The sequence below is a fragment of the Variovorax sp. P4_D9 genome (genome assembly GCF_056401695.1).
On record NZ_JBFUIU010000090.1, the window covers coordinates 1 to 18,220 of the forward strand.

17 protein-coding genes and 1 pseudogene are annotated in these 18,220 nt (G+C 63.8%); 9 read left to right on the forward strand and 9 right to left on the reverse strand.

What is annotated here, in order from left to right; translation table 11 throughout:
- The 5 genes and pseudogenes from AC1DY5_RS12650 to xylB all read left to right on the forward strand — a co-directional run.
- Positions 1–450: pseudogene (locus AC1DY5_RS12650) on the forward strand (glycoside hydrolase family 5 protein); the annotation flags it as partial.
- Positions 451–490: 40 nt separating this feature from the next.
- Positions 491–1,588, forward strand: coding sequence for a Gfo/Idh/MocA family protein (locus tag AC1DY5_RS12655; protein ID WP_478111730.1), 1,098 nt, complete (start codon positions 491–493; stop codon positions 1,586–1,588).
- Between the two features lie 32 nt (positions 1,589–1,620).
- Positions 1,621–2,262, forward strand: a complete 642-nt coding sequence (locus tag AC1DY5_RS12660; RefSeq protein WP_478111732.1) for a ThuA domain-containing protein — start codon at positions 1,621–1,623, stop codon at positions 2,260–2,262.
- A 36-nt stretch (positions 2,263–2,298) separates the two neighbouring features.
- A complete protein-coding gene (locus AC1DY5_RS12665) occupies positions 2,299–3,474 on the forward strand; it encodes a fumarylacetoacetate hydrolase family protein (protein WP_478111734.1) in 1,176 nt (391 codons plus the stop codon).
- A gap of 30 nt (positions 3,475–3,504) precedes the next feature.
- Positions 3,505–4,269: a D-xylose 1-dehydrogenase gene (xylB, locus tag AC1DY5_RS12670; RefSeq protein WP_478111735.1), complete on the forward strand. Its 765-nt coding sequence runs from the start codon at positions 3,505–3,507 to the stop codon at positions 4,267–4,269.
- A 46-nt stretch (positions 4,270–4,315) separates the two neighbouring features.
- On the opposite strand, the gene AC1DY5_RS12675 is transcribed toward xylB, so the two are convergent.
- From AC1DY5_RS12675 to AC1DY5_RS12710, 8 genes are read right to left on the reverse strand one after another with little or no spacing between them, the layout of a single operon-like run.
- Complete coding sequence (locus AC1DY5_RS12675; protein WP_478111737.1) at positions 4,316–5,296, reverse strand: Bug family tripartite tricarboxylate transporter substrate binding protein; 981 nt, start codon at positions 5,294–5,296, stop codon at positions 4,316–4,318.
- The gene (locus tag AC1DY5_RS12680; RefSeq protein ID WP_478111739.1) at positions 5,293–6,060 is read right to left on the reverse strand and encodes a carboxymuconolactone decarboxylase family protein; all 768 of its coding nucleotides are present in this window, start codon (positions 6,058–6,060) and stop codon (positions 5,293–5,295) included. Before AC1DY5_RS12680 ends, AC1DY5_RS12675 begins: the two co-directional genes overlap by 4 nt.
- On the reverse strand, positions 6,057–7,280 hold the full coding sequence (locus AC1DY5_RS12685; RefSeq protein WP_478111741.1) for an SDR family oxidoreductase: 1,224 nt from the start codon (positions 7,278–7,280) through the stop codon (positions 6,057–6,059). The genes AC1DY5_RS12680 and AC1DY5_RS12685 overlap by 4 nt, the downstream gene beginning before the upstream one ends.
- Positions 7,281–7,300: 20 nt before the next feature.
- The gene (locus tag AC1DY5_RS12690) at positions 7,301–8,059 is read right to left on the reverse strand and encodes an SDR family NAD(P)-dependent oxidoreductase (RefSeq protein WP_478111743.1); all 759 of its coding nucleotides are present in this window, start codon (positions 8,057–8,059) and stop codon (positions 7,301–7,303) included.
- Positions 8,060–8,073: 14 nt separating this feature from the next.
- Positions 8,074–9,036: an acyl-CoA dehydrogenase family protein gene (locus AC1DY5_RS12695; RefSeq protein WP_478111745.1), complete on the reverse strand. Its 963-nt coding sequence runs from the start codon at positions 9,034–9,036 to the stop codon at positions 8,074–8,076.
- Between the two features lies 1 nt (position 9,037).
- Positions 9,038–10,240, reverse strand: coding sequence for an acyl-CoA dehydrogenase family protein (locus tag AC1DY5_RS12700; RefSeq protein WP_478111747.1), 1,203 nt, complete (start codon positions 10,238–10,240; stop codon positions 9,038–9,040).
- Between the two features lie 8 nt (positions 10,241–10,248).
- Positions 10,249–12,390, reverse strand: a complete 2,142-nt coding sequence (locus AC1DY5_RS12705; protein WP_478111749.1) for an acetate--CoA ligase family protein — start codon at positions 12,388–12,390, stop codon at positions 10,249–10,251.
- A 4-nt stretch (positions 12,391–12,394) separates the two neighbouring features.
- Complete coding sequence (locus AC1DY5_RS12710; RefSeq protein WP_478111751.1) at positions 12,395–13,165, reverse strand: enoyl-CoA hydratase/isomerase family protein; 771 nt, start codon at positions 13,163–13,165, stop codon at positions 12,395–12,397.
- A gap of 328 nt (positions 13,166–13,493) precedes the next feature.
- Here AC1DY5_RS12710 and AC1DY5_RS12715 point away from each other — a divergent pair, with 328 nt between their 5' ends.
- The gene (locus AC1DY5_RS12715; protein WP_478111752.1) at positions 13,494–14,411 is read left to right on the forward strand and encodes an SMP-30/gluconolactonase/LRE family protein; all 918 of its coding nucleotides are present in this window, start codon (positions 13,494–13,496) and stop codon (positions 14,409–14,411) included.
- A gap of 11 nt (positions 14,412–14,422) precedes the next feature.
- Here AC1DY5_RS12715 and AC1DY5_RS12720 read toward each other — a convergent pair whose 3' ends face one another.
- The gene (locus tag AC1DY5_RS12720; protein WP_478111754.1) at positions 14,423–15,379 is read right to left on the reverse strand and encodes a LysR family transcriptional regulator; all 957 of its coding nucleotides are present in this window, start codon (positions 15,377–15,379) and stop codon (positions 14,423–14,425) included.
- Between the two features lie 113 nt (positions 15,380–15,492).
- Between AC1DY5_RS12720 and AC1DY5_RS12725 the strand changes: the two genes are divergently transcribed.
- The 3 genes from AC1DY5_RS12725 to AC1DY5_RS12735 form a co-directional block, all read left to right on the forward strand.
- Positions 15,493–16,572, forward strand: a complete 1,080-nt coding sequence (locus AC1DY5_RS12725; protein WP_478111755.1) for an LLM class flavin-dependent oxidoreductase — start codon at positions 15,493–15,495, stop codon at positions 16,570–16,572.
- A 100-nt stretch (positions 16,573–16,672) separates the two neighbouring features.
- Complete coding sequence (locus AC1DY5_RS12730; protein ID WP_478111757.1) at positions 16,673–17,659, forward strand: Bug family tripartite tricarboxylate transporter substrate binding protein; 987 nt, start codon at positions 16,673–16,675, stop codon at positions 17,657–17,659.
- A gap of 285 nt (positions 17,660–17,944) precedes the next feature.
- Positions 17,945–18,220: LLM class flavin-dependent oxidoreductase (locus tag AC1DY5_RS12735; RefSeq protein ID WP_478111758.1), on the forward strand; the 276-nt coding region annotated here is incomplete at its 3' end.

Here is an 18,220-nt window from a genome sequence, read left to right on the forward strand (position 1 = left end):
AGCGTCTTCGAGCGTCACGGCGCGCACTGGACCACTTGGACCTACAAGGATGTTGGCGTGATGGGCCTGGTGGTCCTCGATCCCGAGTCGGAATACCGGCAGCGGGTCGGCGAGTTCATCCGAAAGAAGGAGCAGTTGGGAACCGACGACTGGATGGCCTGGATGCCCCAGACGCCTGTCAAACAAGAGACCGCGAGATTGGCGCAGCAGATCTACGAGGTCATCGGCGACGACGGCATCACGCAGAACTACAACCGGACCTGCTTCAGTTCGGCGGTGCTTTGCTTCTACACGAGCGCTCTGATGCAGCGGACTTACGCGAATCTGTTCAAGGACTTGTCGGAAACGCAGATCGATCAAGTCCTTTCTTCGTTCTCGCTGAAGCAGTGCAAGGTCAACGATGGACTCGCCGACATCGTGAGGAAGTATTCCTCCTTCTCGACGTCCTAGCCATCAACAGACTGACGGAACAATTGAAAGAGGATCTTCCATGGACAAGGTAGGCATTGGCTTCATAGGCTGCGGGAACATCAGCGAGGCATACTTGAAGGCCGCGACGAAATTTCCGATCCTCGATATTCGAGGCGTCGCCGACATGAAGCCGGAGGCAGCGCAGGCGCGTGCTTCACAGTTCGGGCTCAAGGCTTTCTCGGTCGATGAGCTCCTGCGCGACCCCGCGATCGAGATCATCGTCAATCTGACGATTCCTGCGGCGCACGTCGAGGTCGGCCTGATGGCGCTGGCCGCTGGAAAGCACGTCCATTCCGAGAAGCCGCTGGCGCTCACAACCTCCCAGGCGCGCACGCTCCTCGAAGCCGGCGACAAGCGGGGTCTGCGCGTGGGTTGCGCACCCGACACCTTTCTGGGTGGCGCGCACCAGACCTGTCGCAAGCTCGTCGATGAAGGCGCGATCGGTCGGCCCGTGGCCGGTACAGCGTCCTTCATGTGTCCGGGTCACGAGCGTTGGCACCCGAATCCTGCCTTTTACTACGCCGCGGGTGGCGGTCCGATGCTCGACATGGGGCCCTACTACATCACGGCATTGGTCAACCTGATCGGACCGGTCGCCCGTGTCTCGGGGTCGACCTCGCGTGTGCGCAGCGAGCGCCTCATCACCAGCGAACCGCTCAAGGGCACCAAGATCGATGTCGAGGTGGCCACTCATGTCGCAGGCACGATGGAATTTGCCTCAGGGGCCGTCATTTCGATCGCGACCAGCTTCGATGTGCCCAAGCACCGGCATGTACCGATCGAGCTCTATGGCACCGAGGCCAGCCTGATCGTCCCCGATCCGAACTACTTCGGTGGCAGGATCGAGCTTGCCCAAGCGGGGCAGGAGTGGATCGAGCAGCCGATCGGCCATGCCTACGGAGACGGGAACTATCGAAGCATCGGCGTGGCCGATATGGCGCACGCCATCCGCAGCAACCGTCCGCACCGTGCGTCGGGAGAATTGGCCCTTCATGTTCTTGAAGTGATGGAGGCCTTCGAGACCTCATCGCGACTCGGTCGCCATGTGAGCATCGAGACCCGGCCCGAGCGACCGCACATATTGCCCACCGCGTTCTCGGCGGGTGCGCTCGCCTGAACTCATTATGTGAAAAGAAAAGGCAACCTCAAATGCGTGAAGCCATGATTGTGTGGGGCGGCTGGAGTGGGCACGAGCCCGACCAAGGCGCGAGGATCGTCTCGAACATGCTGACAGCGCACGGCTTCAAGGTCCGTGTCGAGACATCGACCAAAGCGTTTGCGGACCCGGCCATCGCAGACCTGAGCTTGATCGTTCCGATCATCACGATGGCCAGGATCGAGAAGGACGAGCTCGCCAACCTGACCCATGCGGTACGCGAAGGCGTCGGCCTCGCGGGCTTCCATGGTGGGATGGGGGACGCCTTTCGCGAGGCGGTCGACTACCAGTTCATGACAGGCGGTCAATGGGTTGCCCATCCCGGAAACGTCATCGACTTCCGCGTCAACATCGTCAAGCCGGACGATCCGGTGATGACGGGCATCGACGACTTCGACTACCACTCGGAGCAGTACTACATGCATGTCGACCCGTCCAACGAGGTGCTAGCGACGACGACATTCACCGGCGAGCATGCGGCATGGATCGATGGAGTGGTGATGCCGGTGGTATGGAAGCGCCGGCACGGGCTGGGGCGGGTCTTCTACAGCGCGCTGGGCCATGTCGCCAGAGAGTTCGAGGTGCCGCAGATGCGCACGATCCTCGAGCGCGGCATGCTCTGGGCGGCGCGCTGACATCGCCGGCTCCGGCAGCCTAATCCAGGTCTTCGAATGCAAGCAATTTCTAGTTCCTCACTGCTTCCCGCCGATGCGTCGAGCGCCTTGCTGATCGGCCGCGTCTGGCGTGAAGCCGACGTCAACGGACCTTGCCTCGTCCTGCTTCGTGCGGGACAGGTCTTCGACATCACGAGATCGGCCCCCACGGTATCGGATCTGCTCGAGCGGGAAGACCTTCTGGATTTCGTCCTTAACTGCCCGGGCGATGCCCTGGGCGATGTCGACAGTTGGTTGAAGAAGGCGATCGGGCAAAAAGGCGGGGAGAGAATCCTGGCCCCCTGCGACCTGCAGCCGATCAAGGCATGTGGCGTCACCTTCGCCGTGAGCCTGCTGGAGCGCATMATCGAGGAGCAGGCCGGTGGCGATGCCACCAGAGCCACGCAGATTCGGGCCGACATGCAGCGCACCATCGGGTCGGACCTGTCGGCCGTGCAACCGGGCTCGTCCGAAGCCGAGGCGCTCAAGTGTGAACTCATGCGCCAGGGCAACTGGTCGCAGTACATGGAAGCCGGAATCGGCCCGGACGCCGAAGTGTTTTCGAAGGCGCAATCCATGTCGGCGGTCGGACTCGGCGAGGATGTCGGACTGCACCCGAGCTCGTCGTGGAACAACCCCGAGCCCGAGATCGTGCTGGCCGTCAACAGCCGCTCGCGGATCGTGGGTGCGACATTGGGCAACGATGTCAATCTTCGGGACATCGAAGGCCGCAGTGCCCTGTTGCTGGGCAAGGCCAAGGACAACAACGGGTCCTGCGCAATCGGACCGTTCCTGCGTCTGTTCGACGACAACTTCACGCTGGACACGATCCGCGCGGCCACCGTGAGCCTGCTCATCGAAGGGCAGGAGGACGGCTTCAGGCTGGAAGGGTCCAGTCGGATGGCTGAGATCAGCCGCGACCCCGTGGATCTGGTGCGGCAGACATGCGGTCCGCACCACCAGTATCCGGACGGCTTTCTGCTGTTCCTCGGCACGATGTTCTCTCCGATCCAGGATCGGGGGGCCGAAGGCCGGGGTTTCACCCACCGCCTCGGAGACCGCGTGACGATCTCCACGCCGTCGCTAGGCACCTTGGTCAATCATGTGCAACGCTCCGACGCCATCGCGCCCTGGACCTTCGGGGTCCGAGCGCTCTACCAGAATCTGTCCTCCCGCGGCATCGCCGCCTCCTGAGGCCCGACAAGACCAAGAAAAGGACCATCAATGTCTGCCATCTATCCGAGCCTTGCCGACAAGCGAGTCGTCGTTACTGGCGGGAGTTCCGGCATCGGCGCGGCCATGGTCGAGGCCTTCGCCCGGCAGGGCGCCCAGGTGTTCTTCCTGGACATCGCCGACTCGGACGGCCGTGCGCTCCAGTCGAAACTCCGCGACGCCGCGCACCCGCCTGTCTTTCACAGCTGCGATCTGACCGACATCCAGGCAACCCAGGCGACCTTCGCAGCGATCGAAACAGCGGCGGGACCGGCCAACGTCCTCATCAACAATGCGGCCAACGACGACCGGCATGAAATCGGTGACGTCACGCCGGACTACTGGGACCAACGGATCGCCGTCAACTTGCGGCACCAGTTCTTCTGCGCACAAGCCGTTTCGAGCGGCATGCGGGCAGCCGGCGAAGGCGTCATCCTGAATCTCGGCTCGATCTCCTGGCACCTCGCGCTGGCCAATCTGTCGATCTACATGACCGCCAAAGCGGGCATCGAGGGACTGACCAAAGGATTGGCGCGCGATCTGGGCGGATTCAACATCCGCGTGAATTGCATCGTTCCGGGGGCGGTGCGCACGCCCCGTCAGATGAAGCTGTGGCAATCGCCCGAGAGCGAGGCGAAGGTCGTGGCGGCGCAGTGTCTACAGCAACGAATCGACCCGGTGCATGTGGCGGCGATGGCGCTCTTCCTCGCTTCGGACGATGCGGCCCGATGCTCCGGGCGCRAGTACTACGTGGACGCAGGCTGGTACGGGGGATGAACCGCACCAGCTTGAAAGAAGGCGCCCGTCGTCTACGGATGGATTCCTAGTTCAGATCGAACTTGACACCCCGATCGACCAGGTTCTGCAGCTTCGCTGATTCCTGGCTCAGGAAATCCCCAAAGGCCTCCGGTGAGGAGGTCGAAACGCTCAAGCCTGTCTTTGCGATCTGCGCTTTCAGTTCCTTGTCCTGCAAGGCCTCGCGCATGTCGGCATTGATCTTCGCGACGACGGCGTCCGGGGTAGCTGCTGGAGCCAGCAGGCCAAACCAAGTGCCAGCCACAAGATCGACACCCAGTTCCTTGAAGGTGGGGATCTCGGGAGCCGCAGGATGACGCTGGTTCGCGGCGATCGCCACGGCTCCCACATAGCCGCCCTTGACCTGCGAATAGGAAGACATGCCGTCGAACATCCCGTCCACCGCCCCGGCGATCAAATCGGACATCGCCGGCCCCTGGCCCTTGTACGGGACATGGATGAAGTCAATCCCGGTTTGCTTGGCAAAAAGTTCGGCACCGATGTGAGGGCTGGAACCCAGTCCCGATGAGCCCAATTTAAGACTGCCGGGAGTTGCCTTGGCCTCTGCCAGCAAATCATCCAGCGATTTGCCTTTCAGGCGGTTGGTGACCAAAAGCACATTGTGGCTGGTGCCCAGCAAGGCAACCGGGCGAAAGGCCGCAGTCATATACGGCAGGTTCTTGCGCAAGACCTGGTTGGCAGTGAACCCGTAGCTGGTGAAAAGCAGGGTGTAGCCGTCGGCCGGTGCCTTGGCCACCAGTTGCGTGCCGATGATGGTTCCACCACCGGCCCGGTTGTCCACGACGACGGGTTGGCCCCATATCTTGGACAACTTGAACCCCATCTGACGCGCGAAATAGTCGGTCACGCCGCCCGCCGAATACGGGACCACGATGGTGACGCTACGCTTGGGAAATAGCTGTTGCGCTTGCAGGCAAGGTGTTGCGACCACTGCGGCAGCAACCCACAGGGCTCGGATTGTTCTCGTCAAACCAGTTGTTTCAGTCATGTTGGGTCTGTACGGTGGACGTTGCTGGTGGGCATTTGTCGGAAGACATTGGCGCCCAGTGCGGTGCCATGCACCGCCAGGTGGGCGCCCAGCTGAATGCCTTGCAGCAGCTCGGCATGTGTCAGGTCTTGCGACAGTGCCGTGGCGACGATCTGCCGTATCGCGCCGGGGTTGAAAGCCGTGAAGCACGCATGCAACGCCAGCTGTACCAGGCTGCGCTCCGCCGGGGTCAGACCCGCACCGGGCCGGCCTTGCTCGACAAAGTCGAGAAGCACCTCGGCATAGCCGGGGTCGAGCCGTGCAACGGAGGTCAGGGCCAGGGCGTGTGCGGAGCCCAGCGTGTCGATTCGGGCTTGAAGCTTCTCGTCGATGGCCGTCACTTCCGTCACGTCGGTGAACTCGGCCAGGATGTCGACGGCCTGGCACACGCTGGCGACGCCTTGCACGGCCACCAGGTGCAGCACGTCGAAGATGTCGGCCTGTGTCGCGCCCACCTCGAGTGCCCGCTTCATATGGGTGTGCAAGCCGGACTCGAACAGATGGGAGGAGGAGGAGTCGAGCGCCACATAGATGAGCTCCACCATGCGCTCCGTCAGCGGCCCGGTGCGCGCGGGATGGCCGGCGTAGCGCGCGTATTCCTGCACGAAACCGGGGGACACTTCCAGCATCGTCTCGGTCCAGGGGCGCCAGTAGCCGCGCTCGGCGATGAAGAAATCTCTGATCTGCGCACGCGCAGCATCGGTCACAGGATCTGGCGTGCTCATCGCGCATCCTTTGGAGTGACGCCCCGGCAAATGAGGGTTTGCCCCGTCAGGTACTGGGCGGCAGATCCGCAGACGAAACGCAGCAGCGGGTGCAGTGCCTGTGGATCCAAGTCTGCCGGTACTTCCAGCGCGTTGATGCGCAAGGCATGAGGGCCCCACTCACAGGCGAGGGTCGAGATCAGCATGCGTGTCGCGGCGGCATCGCCAGCCTCCTGCCAGCAACCGGTCTTTTCTGAGGGCAGCAGCAAGGTCAGGCTGGCCTGCTGCGGGTAGCGGGCGGCAAAACGTACGGCGGCGGCATGCACCGCGTGCAACAAGCCTGCCGATCCACAGTACAGCGGCGAAAGATCGAGGCAGGCCGCATAGTGTGGCTGGTCCGTGGGCGACTGCGCCACCGCTTGCCATGCTGCTCCATCCCCGCCGCAAACTTCCAGTTGCGTTGGCAGATTCAAGGGCTGTGGATTCAGTGTCGTCGGCGCCAGCGGCTGGCTGCCGCCATAGACGGATGAGCCGCCATTCACGGCCAGCATCTGCCCACTCAGCGGTACGGCTCCAGGGCTGGCCAGAAAATACAGCGCGTGCGCCATCTCTTCGGGCGCTGCCATGCGGCCGAGCGGAATCTTGCCCACTGCGCCCTCGGGCCTGAGCCGTCCGGCCTGAATCAGTCCGTCCACCAGCTCGGTGCGCACGAATCCTGGGCAAAGCACCGTCACGCACCAGTCGGGTCGCGCTTGTGCCAAGGCCAGGGTCTGGGCGATGAGTCCGGCCTTGCTCGGGCTATAGGCTCCACGCCATGGAATGGCATGCAGGCCGGCACCGGACGACACATTCACGAGGCGGGCGCCGGGCTTGAGCAGGTGGGCACACGCATCGACCACGGCCGCTGGCGCCGCCAGATTGAGCGCGAGCAGACGACCCATCTGCTCCGGGCCTTGTTCAGCCAGGGGCGTGTTGGACGCATCTGACATGCCGGCGTTGTTGAGGAGGGCATCCAGTGCGGGCGTGCCGTCGCCCAGGGACGCGATCTGCTTCGGGTCGGTCAGGTCGATGGTGCGCAGCACATGCGCGGCCGAAGCAGGCGAGGGGAGGCTTTGTCCCAACTGGTGCAAGGCCCGCTCGTTGTGGTCGACCAGCACGCATTGCCAGCCTGCGCCGGCAAACAGTCGCGCGGCTTCTCGCCCGATGCCGGAAGCGGCACCGGTGATCAGAACAGTCTGCATCTGCGACTCCGGAGCAAGAATCAGATGTTGGTCAGCGTGATGCCGCCATCCACCGTCAGGGCCTGCGCCGTGATGAAGCCGGCGTCGTCGCTGGCCAGGAAGCAGATGCTGCGGGCGATGTCTGCCACGGTGCCCAGGCGACCCAGCGGCGTGCGCGCAATGCGGTTGGCATCGCGCTCGGCGTTGCGGTTGCGCTGCGTGCCTTCGGTGGGAACGGCCGACGGGCAGACGGCATTGACGCGGATGTTGCGCGCGCCCAGCTCAGCGGCCGCAGCGCGGGTGATGCCCAGGATGCCCGACTTGATGCCGGAATAGACCACCGAGTTGGCGGCCGAGCGCAAGGCCGCCACCGACGCCACATTGACGATCGAGCCACCGCGCTCGGAGTCCATCACGGCCACGGCCTCTTGCAGGCTCCAGATGACGGACTTGAAGCCCACATCCAGCATGCGCTCCACGGTCTCCGACATGATGTCGGGGATGGCCTGATAGCGCACCCAGGCCGCGTTGTTGACCAGAATGTCGAAACGCTTGCCGTGCTCGAACGAGCGCTGGATGGCATCGCGAATGCCTTCGCGGCTGGCGATGTTCTGAACGATGGCAAAGGCTTGCCCTCCCCGGGACTTGATTTCCACCACCACGGGGGCGACCAGTTCTTCCTTGAGGTCGTTGACGCAGACGATGGCGCCACGGGCGGCCATCTGCAAAGCGGTTTCGCGGCCGATGCCGGCGCCGGCGCCGGTGATGAGGGCCACGCGGCCGAGCAGATCCTGATTCATTTGTATTCCTTGGTTCACACAGACTGGATGAAGTCCCGGCCGACCTGCTGGGCGAGCGCCCCCGAGCCGAACGCGGCATCGAACTTGCGCACTTCGCGCAGGGCGTAGTGCAGCGGCACTTCCCAGGTGAAGCCCATGCCGCCGTGCAGGTGGATGGATTTCTCCAGCACGAAGGCCGCATTCACCAGGGCATTGGCCAGCACGGGTTGCGTGCTGCGCACGCTGCCGTATTCGTCGGTGTCGAGCACGCGCTGAATGCCTGCGTTGGAGGCTTCCTGCAACAGGCGCATCCGGGCCAGCAGGTGGCGCACGGCCTGCTTGGCCGACAGGGGGCGTCCGAACTGCACACGGGTCGACATGTATTCGGCCGTGGTGGCCAGGGCCGCTTCGGCCGCGCCGTTGACGAAGCCGGCAATCAGGATGTGGCTGTCGCGCTGCAGTGCTGCAAACGTTGCGGCATCTAGCTCGGCCAGCACCTTGGCGTTGTCCAGTGTCAGCCACGACTGCGGGTTCTCCGGGTCGAGTGCCTCGTCGTGCTGAATCTCGACGGAGCTCAGGTCCAGCAGGGCGCCACCGCCCTGGCCATCGGCCACCAGTACCCAGTCGCAGTCCTTGGCGTAGCGGGCGTGGCCCGCCAGCTTGTCCTCCAGGCTCCCTTGCAGCGCCCATGTGGCCATTCGTTCGCCGCTGGCCAGTTCTGCCGCCAAAGGCGAATCACTCAGCGCCTTGGCGATCAGGATGGTTTCGAGCAGCGGCCAGTGCAGTCGCAGTTTGCCCGCTTCGGCCACGATGGGCAGCGCGAACTCGATGCCCAACGCCAGCCCGCCGGCGTCTTCGACAGCGCACACGCCACACAGCCCCGCGTCGGCCAGAACTTGAGCGGCGCCACGGAAGTCGCGGGTCTGCGCATCCTTGATCGCCTCGGCCGCAGCCTGGGCAAACTCTTCGGGCTTGAGATCGTTGTCCGACATGGTCATCTCAAAGGTCCTTCGGCAAATTCATGATGCGTTGCGCAATGATGTCCAGCTGCACTTCGGTGGTGCCGGCGTAGATGGTCTCGGCGCGGGAGTAGAAATAGGCTGTGGTGAAGGCCTTGCGGGCCCGTTGCGCCAGCGCACTGGAGCGCGGGTTCACATGCGACACGACGGACAGCGCCAGGCCCGCGAAAGCCTGGTGGCACTCGGACCAATAGAGCTTGGTCAACGAACCCCGGGCACCGATCTTGTCGCCCGCCATCATCTGGTTTACCGTGCGCTCGACCAGGCCTTTGAGTGCATCGATTTCGCCCACCACATCGCCGATGCGTCGCTGGTAGCTTCCGTCGTCCAGCAGCCTGGAGAGTTGCGGGTCGGACTTGCACGCGGCGACGAGCTGGCGCAGCTCGCAATCGAAGCGCCATGCACGGTACATGCGATTGGTCGCGCGTTCGATGGACAGCACGCGGATGGCCGCATTCCAGCCCTCGTCCGGTGCGCCAAGGCGCGCACTGTCGGGCACCACGACGTTGTCGAAGAAGACTTCGGCAAAGGACTCCTTGCCATCGATCGACTTGATGGGCACCACCCGGATGCCGGGCGTGTCCATGGGCACGGCGAACATCAGGAGGCCACGGTGCTTGTCAGCCACCGTGCCGGTACGGGTCAGCAGCAGGCAGTAGCGCGCCTTGGCGGCCCCACTGGTCCAGATCTTCTGGCCGTTGATGCGCCACGTGTCGCCCTCCTGCACGGCCTTGGTACGCAGGCGCGCCAGGTCGGAGCCCGCGTCGGGCTCGGAAAAGCCCTGGCACCAGTAGTCACGCATCGAAAGGATGCGCGGCAAGAACAGCTGCTTCTGTTCTTCCGTGCCCACGGTCTGGATGATGGGGCCTGCCAGTTCCTTGCCGATCGAGCTCACGCTCTCCGGCATGGCCAGCGCGCCCACTTCCTTGTTGACGACCAGGTGCTCTCGCAGTGTCAGGCCCAGGCCGCCGTAGGCCTTGGGCCATGTCATGCCCGCGAGGCCCGCGTCGTACATGGAGGCCTCCCAGTCGCGGCACTCATCCAGCGTGGGCGTGCGGTAGTCGACGCTGTCCGCACGCATGTGTTCGGGCAGATTGGCGCCAAGCCACTGGCGTGCGTACTGTCGGTAGACGGCCGGGCCCGCTGCAGCGTCCGGAATGGCCGGGTTCTTTTCCATATGCATGAGAGACTTCAATCGGCAGAGGTGTTGCGAGAGGTCGGAAATATCAGGGCGTCCAGGACGAGCACTCCCTCGCCTTCCGGCTTGACCAGAATGGGGTTCATGTCGATTTCAGCCACATCGGCGGCATAGCGGCACGCAAATTCCGACAGCCTGGCCACCGTGCGGGCGGCTGCGGCCACATCTGCCTTGGGCTGCCCACGGGCGCCGTCCAGCAGCGGGAACATCTTCAGGCTGCGGATCATCCGCAGGGCTTCGCCTTCAGAAACGGGCGCCACCTGTACCGCGACATCCTTGAGGATTTCGGCATAGATGCCGCCCAGCCCCACCATGACCACCGGGCCGAACACGGGGTCGCGCGAGACACCGGCGATCAGTTCCACGCCGCCGCGGACCATCGGGGCCACCAGCACGCCATCCAGACGTGCCTGTGGCGCATGCTTTCGGGCGTTGGCCATGAGACGGTCATAGGCCTCGCGCACGGCGTCGTCGTCTTGCAGGCCCAGCGCCACGCCGCCGATCTCGGTCTTGTGGGCGATGTCTTCCGACGCGATCTTGAGGACCACCGGGTAGCCCGTGGCCCGGGCGCTGCGCACGGCATCGTCGGCCGAAGTCACCACCTCCTCGCGCGGCACGCTGATGCCCGCAGCCGCCAACGCCTTCTTGGCATGGAACTCGTTGCGAAACACGGCGGCATCCACGCTGTCGACCGGGCCGCCATAGGCAGTGGCCGTGGGCAAGGTGGTGAGCTGGCCAAGCCTGACCAGGCCTGCCAGCCCGCTGGCTGCCGCTGGAATGCTCGGGAACACCGGAATGCCCAGCGCATTGATCTCGGCCACCGCATCGGGCGGGCCCTGGCTGATGATGACCAGCAGCCGGTCGGGATGGCTRGCGCGGATCTTGGACAGCGCCTCCAGGTACACGCCGCGCAGGCGCGGGTTGTACAGCGACAGGGCCAGCAGCAGCACCAGCGTGCTGCCGTTGGCATCGTTCTGCAGTGCTGTCAGCATCTTCAGCAGAATGTCGGGCCGCGCCGACATCTGGGCCGATGCATCCACCGGGTTGTTGGTGCCGGCGGTGGGCACGGCCTCGCGGATCAGGGCCTTGGTTGTGTCAGCGAGCTGCGGCAGCGTCATGCCGGCTTGCACCATCGCGTCCGCCATCATGATGCCGAAGCCGCCCGAAGCAGCCACCAGCGTCACGGCGTCGGTGGCGGGCAGGCGCTCTGCGCGCAGCAGGGCAGCGGCGTGGCCCACATCGAGCAGTTCCTCGAACGAGCGCACGCGCAGCACGCCATAGCGGCGGAAGACGGCGTCGAACACGGCGTCGGAACCCATCAGCGCGCCGGTGTGCGACGCAGCGGCCGCCTGGCCTTGCTCGGTGGCACCGATCTTGAGGACGATCACCGGCTTGCGCTGCTTGCGCGCCATGTCCAGCGCCTCGATCAGGCGGCCGGCATCGCGGCAGGTTTCCATGCAGCACAGGATGATGCGGGTGTCGGCATCGTGCGCCAGCGCAGCAATGCCGTCGGCCACGTCCACGTCGGCTTCGTTGCCGGTGGCAATGAAGCGGCTCACGCCCAGACCGCGGTCGGCCATGTTGCGCATGGTGAAGCTGCCGATGTTGCCCGACTGCGAGACGATGCCCACCTGCCCGGCAGGCGGCATGCTCTGTTCGAGCGCGATGGAGAATGAGCCCACCAGCCTGTCCACCACGTTGACGGCGCCCAGGCAGTTCGGGCCCAGCAGCCGCATGCCATGGTTGCGCGCGACGCGAACCAGTTCGGCTTGCAGGGCCGCGCCTTCGGGGCCGGCCTCGGCGAAGCCCGCGGACAGCACGATCACGCCGCGCACGCCGCGGCTGCCACAGTCGCGAACGGCCTGCAGCGTGGCTTCGACCGGCACCGCCAGGATCGCCATCTCCGGCGCGGTGGGCGTATCCAGGATCGAGGCGTAGGCCTGCAGGCCCTGAATGGTGCCGCCCTTGGGGTTGATCGGATAGATGGGGCCGGCATAGCCGTACTTGCGCAGCAGCTGTACCGGGCGGCCACCGATCTTGGTGATGTCGTCGGAGGCACCGATCACGGCCACGCCATCGGCCTTGAAGAATGCGTCCAGCCCGGTGCCCGGGGCTGCTTGAACCTGGGTCAGCATGATTTCAACGTCCCTTGAAAATGGGGGCGCGCTTCTCGAGGAAGGCCGTGCGGGCTTCGCGGGCGTCTTCGGTCTTCGACAGGGCCATGGTGAACTCCTGCTCGAAACGATAGGCGTCGCGCTGGGGCATGACATCCACCATGTTGGCCGCGCGCTTGGCGTAGGCGATGGCCAGCGGCGCCTTGGAGGCGATCTCGCGGGCCAGCCCCATCGTCACGGGCAGCAGGTCTTTTTCCGACAGCACATCCTCGATCACATTGCGCTTGAGCAGGTCGTGCGCGCTCAGGCGCTGGCCCGTGAAGAACATGCGGCGCAAGGTGGAGCGGCCGAACAAGGTCTTGAGCATGGAGGCGCCGCCGGCCAGGCCGACGTTGATCTCGGGCATGCCCACGGTGGCGTTCTCCGAGGCATACAGGATGTCGCAGGCCGCAGCCAGACCGAAGCCGGCGCCCAGTGCCGCGCCATTGATCGCGGCGATCACGGGCTTGGCGCATTCGCGGATCGCGTTGCCGGTTTCGCGGGTGATGCGGTTGTGCTCGAGGAAGTCGCCGGCGATCTCGGTGCTGGGGCGGTCCTTCAGGTCGGCGCCCGCACAGAACACGCCGCCAGCGCCGGTCAGCACGGCGCAGCGGATGTCTTCGCGCTCGGAGATGGCGTCGAAGGTGGCCACCAGCTCGCGGCGCATTTCGCGGCTCAGTGCATTGACCGGCTGGCGGTCCATGGTGACCAGACCCACTCCGTCGGAGACTTCCAAACGAACCCATTTATCACTCATACACCACCTCTGTAAGAAGCCAGCTTGCTGCGGCACGGACCAGAATAAAAAGAAGCACTTGCTGGACAAACAGCCCGCTTTGCTGCGGAAGCTTCTGTTTTTTCCGGAGGCTGAGGGGCTTCCGCTTGTTTGTCTCGGTTTCAATATGCTCGATCGATTATAGGAATGATGCCGAAATTGATCTCTCAATAATCTGAGATAGTGTCCTGCAAAAAATGAAGCATTCGCCGGTTGGAGGGCTGTTGAAGGGTTGCTACGATGTGCTCCCTCTGTCAACGGATGATTATTTCATTCATGCATTTGAATTAATTTGATTAATCCGATTCAATTGACGATCTTTTTATTTCGGACGAATTGCGTGGTTGATAAATTGAAAATTCAGCGCCTCGGCGATTTGAAAACGAGAGTGGGCGAGTGCCCCGTGTGGCATGGGCAGCAGCTGTGGCTGCTGGACTGCCGCGCGGGTCTGATCCTTGCGCTGAACCCCGACACCGGGGCGGTGACGGCGCGCCATGAAGCGCCTGCACCCCTGGGCTCGTTCGCGTTCAACGGCGACGACTGCATCGTGTTGGCTCTGAAGGAGGAGATCGCGGCGCTGGACCTGCGCAATGGGCAGTTGCGCTCGCTGGCACGTATCGAGGACAGCCATCCCCATCTGCGATTGAACGACGGCATCGCACTGGCTGACGGCAGCTTCGTGGTCGGCACCATGCATGTGTTGCGCGAGCCCGGCGAGCCTCCCCTGGGCGGCTTGTACCGGCTCGATACCCGCCTGCATCTGCACAAGCTCGACGAGGGGCTGGGCATCGCCAACGGCCCGTGCGTGAACCCGATCAGCGGGCGCCTGCACCTGGCCGACAGCACCGCGAGGGTCATCTATTCGTATGCGATCACGGCCGACGGCATGTTGGCGGACAAGCAGGTGTTCGTCCGCACCGACGCCCATGACTCCGGACCGGATGGCTGCTGCTTCGACAGCGAAGGTGGCCTGTGGACTGCGCTCGTGCGCGTCGGGGCGCTGGCCCGCTTCGACATGCAGGGCCGGCTCACCCATCGGGTCGATCTGCCGGTGGCCCACCCGAGCGCCTTGTGCTTTGGCGGGCCGGAGATGAGCGATTTGTTCGTCACGACCATCAGTGACAGTGGCCGCCTGAGTGCATCCGGGCCCCTGGATGGCGCCGTGCTCAAGCTGACCGGTCTGGGCTTCCGCGGAGCGGCCCGCCCCGAGTGCCGCATGCCGCAGTAGGCGGCGCGCGGCTATGCCGCGGGCGCGGCATCGAGCCCTGCGGCCTTGCCATGCGCCGAAAAGCGCAGTTCCGGTCCCGCCACGTGTTCAGCCACGAAATCCAGGAACAAGCGGATCTTGGCGGGGATGATGGGGGTGTCCAGAATCGTGGCGTACATGCCCTCGTCGAAGCCCTTGTTGCTGATGCGATGGTCGCTCAACACCCTGACCAGCCGGCCCTGGCGGAGGTCGTTGTGCACGGTGTAGTCATCGAGAAGCGCCAGGCCTTCGCCCAGGCGCGCGAGTTCCAGCAGGGCAATGCCGTTGTTGCTGACGTGGCGGGGCTTGAAGGCGATTCCGTTGGTCTGCTCCTGCTGCTTGAACAGCCACGTGTATTCATCGCCGGGCAATTGGTAGGCCAGGCACTCATGCGCCAGGATGTCTTCGGGCGCCTGCAAGCCGGGCTTGCCGGCCAGGTAGGCGGGAGCGGCCACCAGGTAGCGATCGCTCTGGAAAAGCATGCGGCGCTTCACGCCTGCCTCCACAGGCGGCGAGATGCGAAAGTCGATGTCGATCTGGCTGCGCCGCAGGTCTGCAGGTGCCTCGCCCAGCGTGAGTTCGATGTGGATCTCCGGGTAGAGCTTGCGGAAGGCCGCGATCAAGGGCGGCAGCACGCCCAGGCCGAACATCATGCGCGAATGCACGCGCAGCAGTCCCTGTGGCGCGCTGCTGATCGCGGTGATGTTGGCTTGCAGTTCGTTGATGCGCCACAGGATGCCCTCCAGTTGGCGCGCGTACTCCAGCCCCGATTCGGTCAGCGCAACCTGGCGCGTGGAACRCAGCAGGAGCTTGACCTTCAACTCGTCCTCGATGTCGGTGATCATGCGCGACACGCCCGTGGCAGAGACGCCAAAGCGACGGGCCGTCTCGGAAAAGTTCCGGGTCTGGGAGATGGACAGGAACAGCTCCATGGCGCGCAATCTATCCATCAGTCCTCCAGTCTTCGCAGTTCAGATCTGCAGTTTCTTCCATTATCAATTCAGCTGGCCTGTCTAGAATTTAGTACCCCTTTCGGGCACGTTTTTTCGCGGAGACAGAACACATGGAATTCGGAGTATTCATTCTCGCCCAGCAACGGGGCTATCACCAGACTTCGCAGCAGGTCATCAATAACTCCATCGAGCAGACTGTCGCGGCGGAACAAGCGGGCTTTCACAATGCCTGGTATGCCGAGCATCATTTCAACAATTACTCGCTCTCGCCGTCGCCGCTGATGATGGTGGCCCACATGGCTGYCAAGACGAAGCGCATACGCCTGGGTACTGCCGTCTGCATTCTTCCACTCTACCASCCCGCACGYTTTCTGGCCGAGGTSGGYTTYGYGGACACGGTCTCCAAYGGCCGYCTGGAKYTSGGYRTSGGCTCGGGYTAYCAGGAGTTCGAGTTCGAGCGYTTCGGCGTGAAGATYGMSGAGTCGGGCGCGATCTACAACGARTTCCTGGACATCMTCCCCAAGGGCCTGACCCAGAGGATCTTCGAGTACGAAGGCCAGTTCCTCAAGGTGCCTCCCAGCTCCATTGCCGTGCGCTGCGTTCAAGACCCCATGCCGCCGGTGTGGGTCACCTCGGGCAACCCGGTCACGCTGGGTCGCGGCGTGCGCGAGAACTACAACCTGTTCGTGACCGCGCTGCTGAACGGCAACGAGGGCGTCCAGGGGCTGCGCGAACGCCTGGTCAAAGTGGCCGATGACAACGGCAAGGACCTGGATCGCGATGTGAAGTTCGGCTTCCTGCGCTGCGCCTACGCCTCCGACAACAACGCGGAGATCGACGCCTACCTGGATTGCGCACGCTTTCAGCGTCGCATTTCCGAGAGCCTGAAATTCCGCCGCTCGCAGTCCGACGACGGCTACATGATCAAGGAAGTGCCGTCCGAGACAGACCCGACGATGGAACAGCTGCGCAAGAACCTGCCCGTGGGCTCGGTCAACCAGGTCATCGACAAGATGCTTGAGGAAATCAGCATCCTGCGCCCCAAGCACATCGCACTGCAGACCCAGTTGGGCGACTTCGATCAGAAGGCCATGCTCAAGCAGATCGATCTCTGGGGTGAAACGATCATCCCCGCCATCAAGAAGGAGTTGGGACGTCACCAGCCGGCTACCGACGTGCTGGCTGCTTGAAGTGCCTGAATCGCAGGCATCGGAGGTCCGGCGTCGATAGTCGGACCCCCTTGATTTCCCCATCCCTCAATTTATTGCGCAGTCGAAACAGGAGACAAGCATGAACGACATACTTATCAGGCGCCGCACGGTATTGCTCGGCAGCATGCTGCTCGGCGCTGGCGTCAAGGCCATCGCCAACACGGACAAGTGGCCTTCACGCCCCATCCGCCTGGTGGTTGCCGGCTCGGCAGGCGCGGGGGGCGATATTTTTGCCCGCCTGATCGCCGAGCCCTTGTCGAGAGTGCTGAAGCAGCCGGTGGTGGTGGACGCCAAGCCAGGTGCCAATGGCCTGATCGCGTGCGACACGGTGGCCAAGGCTCCGGGCGACGGCTACACGCTGCTGTTCGCACCGTCGTCGTCCATCCTCATCAACCCGGTGATTCACCCCAAGCTCCCCTACAACGCGGAGAAGGATCTGGTCCCCGTCACGCAAGTCGGCGCCGCGGGCATCTTGCTGATGGCGAATCCGAGCACCGGCTTCAAGAATCTGGCGGACATGGTGGCCTACGCCAAGTCGCATCCCGGCAAGCTTGCCTACGGCTCGTGGGGCACGGGCTCGTCCGGCCACCTGGCCATGGAAGGCATCAAGGCGCACTACGGCCTGGACATGCCTCACGTGCCGTACAAGACGATCGTCACTGAAGTGACCGACCTGATCGCCAACAACATCAGCGTGGCCTTCACCGATATCGCATCCCCCATTCCGCACATGCGCAATGGCCGGCTGGTGGGCTTGGGCCAGACCGGATCGCAACGCTGGCCTGCCACGCAGGACGTGGCCACCCTGTCGGAGCAGGGATACAAGTTCGATGCCGATGGCTGGTACGGCGTGTTCGTCCCTGCCGGGACCCCGACGGAAATCATCGACCGGCTCAACGAAGAGATCAATCGCTTGCAGAAGACCGATGAGGTGCGGCAGAAGATCGAAGGGCAGAACATGATCGTGCCTCCGAGCCGCAACGCCAAGCAGTTTGCAGCTTCCGTCAAGAAAGACGCCGCCATCTGGCAGGGCCTGGCGAAGGTGACCGACCTGAGCGAAAAATAAGCGCCTGGCCGCTTGCGCCATCGTTGCCCGACCCCGGGACGATGGCGCGTCATGCTGCTTGATATTTTGGGGTCTTCGCCCTCCCTTTGCGGGAGGTACACCGGGGCCACAGGCCCCGGTTTGTCTTTGGGCCTGTGGCGGCCCCGACGCACCGGTCGCTTGCCGTTCCGGGGCATCCCGCACTTTTTTGCAGGACTGAATCACGCTCCTTCCATATTCCCGATCGCCGGCTCCAACCGGAGAATCCTCTGCATCGCACATCACTCTTTTTAATCGGAGCAAGACATGGAATTCGGCGTATTCATCCTCGCGCAGCAGCGTGGCTATCACCAGACTTCGCAGCAGGTCATCCAGAACTCGATCGAGCAGACCGTGGTGGCCGAGCAGGCCGGATTCAACACGGCCTGGTATGCAGAGCATCACTTCAACAACTATTCGCTCTCGCCCTCGCCGCTGATGATGATCGCGCACATGGCGGCCAAGACCCAACGCATCCGCCTGGGCTCTGCCGTGTGCATTCTCCCGCTGTACCACCCCGCACGCTTTCTGGCCGAGGTGGGC